A 6594-nucleotide genomic window follows, 5' to 3' on the forward strand; every position below is an offset into this window, starting at 1 on the left:
AGATCTGGGCCGCAGACCCCGATATCGACGTCATCATCAGCACCGGCGGCACCGGCCTGACCGGGCGCGATGTCACGGTCGAGGCGCATCGTGAGGTCTATGAGAAGGAAGTCGAGGCTTTCGCCACTATCTTTGCCATGGTCTCGATGCAGAAGATCGGCACCAGCGCGGTGCAAAGCCGCGCCACCGGCGGTGTCGCCAATGGCACCTATCTGTTCGCGCTGCCCGGCAGTCCGGGCGCCTGCAAGGATGCGTGGGATGAAATTCTGGTCTGGCAGCTGGATTACCGGCACCGGCCCTGCAATTTCGTCGAGATCATGCCGCGACTGGACGAACACAAGCGCCGGAAATAGCGCCCGCCCGCGTAACAGAGTTGTGCTTGGAACTGTTCCGGCGCGGCGCTATCTTGTGCCTCGGCTTATCGTCCAGTGAAAGGACCGTGTTCATGGGTTTTCTTCGGCGCTCGCTTGCCGGGTTGTTTTTGCTGGCGGCCACGCTGGGATTGCTCAGCTATGCGGGATACCTGATTTCGGCGGCGGTTCAGCATCGGATGGCCTCGGGGCCGGCGCAGATGCCCGCGCGCGAGCGGGTGTTTGCCGTGAACGTCGTTCCCGCCGTGGTGCGGGATGTGCGGCCCGAGCTGACCGTGTTCGGGGAATTGCGCAGTCGTCAGGTGCTGGATTTGCGGGCCAAGGCCTCGGGCACGGTTGTGGCCTTGCATGAGAATTTCGAAGAGGGCGGTCAGGTTCAGGCGGGCGATCTGTTGCTGCGCGTGGCGCAGGACGATGCGTTGGCCGATGTCGATTCCGCCCGCGCCGATCTGGCCGAGGCCGAGGCCGAGCGCCGCGATGCCGGTCGGGCGCTGGAACTGGCACGCGATGAGTTGGCCTCGGCGCAGGAACAGGCGCAACTGCGCGAACAGGCCTTGGCGCGGCAGATCAACGTGCGTGACCGGGGTTTTGGCTCGGATGCGCTGGTCGAGGATGCCGAACTGGCCGTGGCCGTGGCCCGTCAGGCGGTGCTGGCCCGTCGTCAGGCCGAAGCAACCGCCGAAAGCCGTGTTGATCAGGCCGAAACTCAGGTGGCCCGCGGCGGTCTTGCCCTTGCCGAGGCCGAGCGGCGGCTGGCCGATACGGAAATCCACGCCGGGTTCTCGGGCACGCTGAGCAATGTCTCGGTCATCGCGGGCGGGCTGGTTGCGGTGAATGAACAGGTGGCGCAATTGATCGCGCCCGATGCGCTAGAGGTCTCGTTCCGGGTCTCGACCGCTCAATTCGGGCGGTTGCTGGACGATCTGGGGCGGCTGATCGCGGCGCCGGTCACCGTGTCGCTGGATACCTATGGTGCCGATCTGAGTGCGCCGGGCGTTCTGACCCGCGAAAGCGGTGCCGTGGCCGAAGGCCAGACCGGGCGGCTGTTGTTCGCGCGGCTGGACAGCGCCTTGGGGCTGCGCCCCGGTGATTTCGTGACCGTTCATTTGCAAGAGCCGGAATTGCGCAATGTCGTGGTGTTGCCGGCAACCGCGCTGGACGCCAATCAGACCGTTCTGGTGTTGGGCGACGAGGACCGGCTTGAGCAGATCGAGGTGACGCTGCTGCGGCGGCAGGGCGACGAGGTGATTGTTCAGGCCGACGCCCTGACCGGGCGCGAGGTCGTGGCCGAACGCTCGCCGGTTCTGGGGGCGGGGATCAAGGTGCGGCCGTTGCGGCCCTCGGCCGGGGTCGCGCCCGAAGCGCAAGAAATGCTGACGCTGGACCCCGAACGCCGGGCGCGTCTGATCGCCTTTGTCGAAAACAATGCCTTCATGCCGTCGGATGTGAAACAGCGGGTTCTGGCGTTGCTGGCGCAGGACCAGGTGCCGGCCCGCACTGTCGAGCGGCTGGAAAGCCGCATGGGCGGGTAAGCGATGAACCCGGGCGATCACCACAAGCGGGCGGGCGGGGTTCTGTCCTATTTCACCCGCCACGGCACGGCGGCCAACCTGTTGCTGGTGGTGCTGATCGTGCTGGGTCTGGCGGCGATGCCGCGGATGCGGGCGCAGTTCTTTCCCGATGTGGTGAATGACGATGTCAGCGTTCAGGTGACCTGGGACGGGGCCGGGGCCGAGGATGTCGATACCGGCATCGTGCAGGTGCTTGAGCCGTCCTTGTTGGCGGTCGAAGGGGTGGAAAGCTCGGTCTCGCGCTCGGTCGAGGGGCGGGCGGTGATCGACCTGACCTTTGAACCCGGTTGGGACATGGGCCGCGCCGCCGATGAGGTGCAGCAGGCGGTCGATACCGTGACCACCCTGCCGGAAAATGCCGAAGACCCGGTGGTCACGCGCGGCGTCTGGCGGGACCGGGTGACCGATGTGGTCATCACCGGGCCGGTCGGGGTCGATCAACTGGGCCGGTTCGCCGATGAATTCGTGGCTCGCCTGTTCGCGGCGGGTGTGACTCGCACAACCATTCGCGGTCTGGCGGCGCCGGAAACCGTGGTCGAAGTGCCCTCGGCGGCGCTGATCCGCAACGATGTGACCATGGCCGAGATCGCTGCCGCCATTGCCGCCGCTGCCGATACCGCGCCTGCCGGGGATGTGACCGGGGCCAACGCGCGCATTCGCACCGGTGTGGCCAAGCGCAGCGCCCCGCAGATCGAGGCGATCGAACTGCGCTCCAATCCTGACGGCTCCAAACTGACCATTGGCGATGTGGCGCGGGTTCGGGTCGAAGGCGCAGGCCGCGATCACGGCTATTTCGTTGGCGAGAACCCCGCGATCTCGGTCCGGGTCGATCGCTCGGACAGGGGCGATGCCATTGAAATTCAGGCCGCAGTGCAAAAGGTCGCTGACGATCTGGCGCTGAACCTGCCGCAGGGCGTGCGCATCGACCTGATCCGCACCCGCGCCGAGGCAATCACCGGCCGCCTGAATATCCTGCTGGAAAACGGCGCGCTGGGTCTGGGTCTGGTGCTGATCCTGCTGTTTTTGTTCCTGAACGCCCGCACCGCGTTCTGGGTGGCGGCAGGGATTCCGGCCTCGATGCTGGCGACGATCGCGCTGATGTATGCGACCGGGCTGACGATCAACATGATCTCGCTGTTCGCGCTGATCATCACCACCGGCATTATCGTCGATGACGCTATCGTGGTGGGCGAACATGCCGATTTCCGGGCGCGGCGTCTGGGCGAAGGCCCGGTCGAGGCCGCCGAGAACGCCGCCCGCCGCATGGCTGCCCCGGTGTTTTCCGCCACCCTGACCACGGTGATCGCGTTTTTCGGCCTGACCGCGATCAGTGGCCGGTTCGGTGATCTGATCGCCGATATTCCCTTTACCGTGATTGCGGTGCTGCTGGCATCTTTGGTCGAATGCTTTCTGATCCTACCCAATCACATGGCCCATGCCCTGACCCATACCGCGCAACAGCATTGGTATGACCTACCATCGCGGGTGGTGAATAAGGGCTTTCGCTGGGTGCGCGAGCGGCTGTTCCGGCCGCTGATGGCCGGGGTAATCGTCGCCCGTTATCCGGTGCTGGCGGTGGCGCTGGTGGTGCTGGCGTCGCAAGTGGCGCTGTTCATTCGCGGCGACGTTCAGTGGCGGTTTTTCAACGCGCCCGAACAAGGGTCGATTTCAGGCAATTTCGCTATGTCCGAAGGCGCCAGCCGCGATGACACGATGGCGATGATGCGCGAATTGCAGCGCGCCACCAATGTTGTGGCCGCGCGCTATGAATCCGAACACGGCACCAATCCGCTGGATTATGTTGTGGGCGAGGTCGGCGGCAACACCGGGCGCGGCCTGTCCGGGGTCGAGCATAAGGACACCGATCTGTTAGGCTCGATCGCGATTGAGCTGATCGATGCCGATCTGCGGCCCTATTCGTCCTTTGCCTTTCTGGCGGCGCTTCAGGACGAGGTGCAGCAGGGTCCGCTGGTCGAAACCCTAAGCTTTCGCGGCTGGCGCGCCGGGCCGGGAGGCGACGCGCTGGACGTTCAGTTTTACGGCGCCGATGCCGCCACGCTCAAGGCGGCGGCCGAGCGGCTGAAAACGGATGTCGCGCAATTCGCCGAGGTCTCTGCGGTCGAGGACAGCCTGTCCTATGACAAAGAGGAACTCAGCCTTGATCTGACGCCGCAAGGCACCGCGCTGGGCTTTAGCATCGACGCGTTGGGCGCGGTGCTGCGGCACCGGCTGAACGGGATCGAGGCCGCCACCTATCCCGACGGCCCGCGCTCGGCCACGATCCAGGTCGAACTGCCGGCGGGCGAATTGACCGCCGATTTCCTTGACCGCACGCAACTGCGCAGCACCAGTGGCCAATATGTGCCGCTGGCCGATATCGTCACTGTGTCGCGGCAAACCGGCTTTTCCACGGTGCGGCGTGAAAACGGTATCCGGCTGGTGTCGGTGACCGGCGATATCTCGGAAGACGACCCGGCCCGCGCCGAAGAAATCATGCAGATCCTCGAACAAGAGATCCTGCCTGCCATCGAAAGCGACTTTGGCGTGGCGTGGCGCCTGTCGGGTCTGGCCGAACAAGAAAACGAATTCCTTGCCGACGCGATGACCGGGATGGTGCTGTGCCTGCTGGGGATTTACCTGACGCTGGCGTGGATTTTCTCAAGCTGGACACGGCCGGTGGTGGTGATGGCGATCATTCCCTTCGGGCTGGTCGGCACCATCTATGGCCATGTGCAATGGGAAATCCCGCTGTCGATGTTCACCGTGGTCGGCCTGATCGGGATGACCGGGATCATCATCAACGACTCGATCGTTCTGGTCAGCACCGTCGATGAATATGCCCAGAACCGCGGCCTGCGCCCGGCGATCATCGACGCCGCCGCGGACCGTCTGCGGGCGGTATTCCTGACCACGGCGACAACGGTGCTGGGCCTTGCGCCGCTGCTCTATGAAAGCTCGCAACAGGCGCAGTTCCTTAAACCGACGGTGGTGACGCTGGTTTACGGTCTGGGCTTTGGCATGCTGCTGGTGCTGTTGGTGGTGCCGGCGCTGTTGGCAGTGCAACAGGATATCACCCGTCAGGTTGCCTCGCTGCGTCGCGTGGTGCGTCAGGTCGGGCGCGTGCCCGGCGCGGTTCAGGTGGTTGCCCCGGTCGCTGCGGCGCTAGCGCTGTGGTTCGGGATGACGATGGGCTGGACGCTGATCAGTGGCGCCTTGCCGGGGGCGCTGACCGCGCTGACCGGCGGCGCGGCATCGCTTGCGGCGGCATTGGCGTTGTTTCTGATCGGAGCGGCGCTGATCTGTGGCACCGGTTGGGCAGCGGTCGAGATTTCGGCCCACCGCCGCGCGCGTTAACTGCCCTGACAGCCAAGAATGCTGATCGCCTGCGGGCCGCTGAGCAGGGTGATTTCCACCGTCTCGGGATCAACGGTAAAGGGCGCTCCGTCCATCGGCACCATATCCGCCACAGCGGTCAGGATGTTGCCGCTGCGGTGAACCTCGGCCTCGGCCACCCAGATTTCCGGATTGGCGGTTTCGATCACCGCCACTTCGCGCCCGATCATCGGCGCAACCTCGATTGTCGCGGTCAGACGCACGCCATCGGCAATCGGTTCGGACAGGCACTGAACCTGCCCGACCCCGGATGTGGCAGCGCTGTCAGGCTGTGCCGCCAGGGCGGCGCGAATGGGTTCGGGCTGGGCCTCGGCTGGCAGGATCGCGGATAGCGAAATTTCCATCGGCATGCAGATGTCCAGACAGACGCCCAGATCGACCTGGCCATTCAGAACAATCGGCTGGCCCGGCGCCACCGCCACCAGTTCCAGCGGCAGCACCACCTCGTGCTTATAGCCGATCGTGCGCATGTCATTCAGGAAATACACCTCGGGGCGGGGCCAATGCACCGTCACCCCTGACAGGTTCTCGGACCCGGACCAGTCAAAGCTGGGCGGAATGCCGGAATCGCCCGGCGCCCGCCAATAGGTCTTCCACCCCGGCGCCAGAACCAGCCGCAGGCCGACCATCTGACCGCCCTCGGGGGTTTGCCAACCGGGCAGGATCTCGGCCTGCACCACGTTTTCATATCCCTCAAAGGGATCGGCCGCCCAAACCGGCGCCGATAGCGACAAAGTGGCCACAGCGGCCAACAGGGAAAAACATGGTTTCATGCCGCGAACATAAGCAGTGCGCAGCAGTTTCGAAATCACATTTGGGCGATGACGCTGCGATTGTGGCTTTTCGCCCCCTTGCATAACTGGCCCAAGATCTCATTCTTACAGTATGAGCCAGACACTTTCGCAGATGGATCTCAGCGGCAAGCTGTTGATCGCCATGCCCGGAATGGGCGACCCGCGGTTCGAACACAGCGTGGTCTACATGTGCGCGCATTCCGCCGATGGGGCGATGGGGCTGATCATCAACAAGATCGCGCCGCAACTCAGCTTTGGCGAATTGCTGGAGCAACTGGACATCACGCCCCCCGCAGGCGATCGCGATATTCGCGTGCATTTCGGCGGCCCGGTCGAACACGGGCGCGGCTTTGTGCTGCATTCGGCGGATTACTTTTCGCCTCGCGCCTCGACGATGGAGATCGACAACCGCTTTGGCCTGACCGCGACCCTGGACATACTGCAAGACCTCGCCCGAGGCGCTGG

General features: G+C 64.6%; 5 protein-coding genes. 4 read left to right on the plus strand and 1 reads right to left on the minus strand.

All coding sequences use genetic code 11. The annotated features are described in order from the left end of the window. The 3 genes from ABYW26_RS08675 to ABYW26_RS08685 all read left to right on the plus strand — a co-directional run. Positions 1–353, plus strand: a 353-nt coding sequence (locus ABYW26_RS08675; RefSeq protein WP_372604383.1) for a molybdopterin-binding protein, incomplete at its 5' end; no start/stop codon positions are given. A gap of 92 nt (positions 354–445) precedes the next feature. Next, complete coding sequence (locus ABYW26_RS08680) at positions 446–1903, plus strand: efflux RND transporter periplasmic adaptor subunit (RefSeq protein ID WP_372604384.1); 1458 nt, start codon at positions 446–448, stop codon at positions 1901–1903. A 3-nt stretch (positions 1904–1906) separates the two neighbouring features. Further along, positions 1907–5296, plus strand: coding sequence for an efflux RND transporter permease subunit (locus ABYW26_RS08685; RefSeq protein WP_372604386.1), 3390 nt, complete (start codon positions 1907–1909; stop codon positions 5294–5296). On the opposite strand, the gene ABYW26_RS08690 is transcribed toward ABYW26_RS08685, so the two are convergent. Then, positions 5293–6108, minus strand: a complete 816-nt coding sequence (locus tag ABYW26_RS08690; RefSeq protein ID WP_372604388.1) for a protein-disulfide reductase DsbD domain-containing protein — start codon at positions 6106–6108, stop codon at positions 5293–5295. The genes ABYW26_RS08685 and ABYW26_RS08690 overlap by 4 nt on opposite strands. A gap of 112 nt (positions 6109–6220) precedes the next feature. Between ABYW26_RS08690 and ABYW26_RS08695 the strand changes: the two genes are divergently transcribed. Beyond that, positions 6221–6594, plus strand: a 374-nt coding sequence (locus ABYW26_RS08695) for a YqgE/AlgH family protein (protein ID WP_372604389.1), incomplete at its 3' end; no start/stop codon positions are given.

The organism is Actibacterium sp., from assembly GCF_041584535.1.
GTDB lineage: Bacteria > Pseudomonadota > Alphaproteobacteria > Rhodobacterales > Rhodobacteraceae > Actibacterium_D.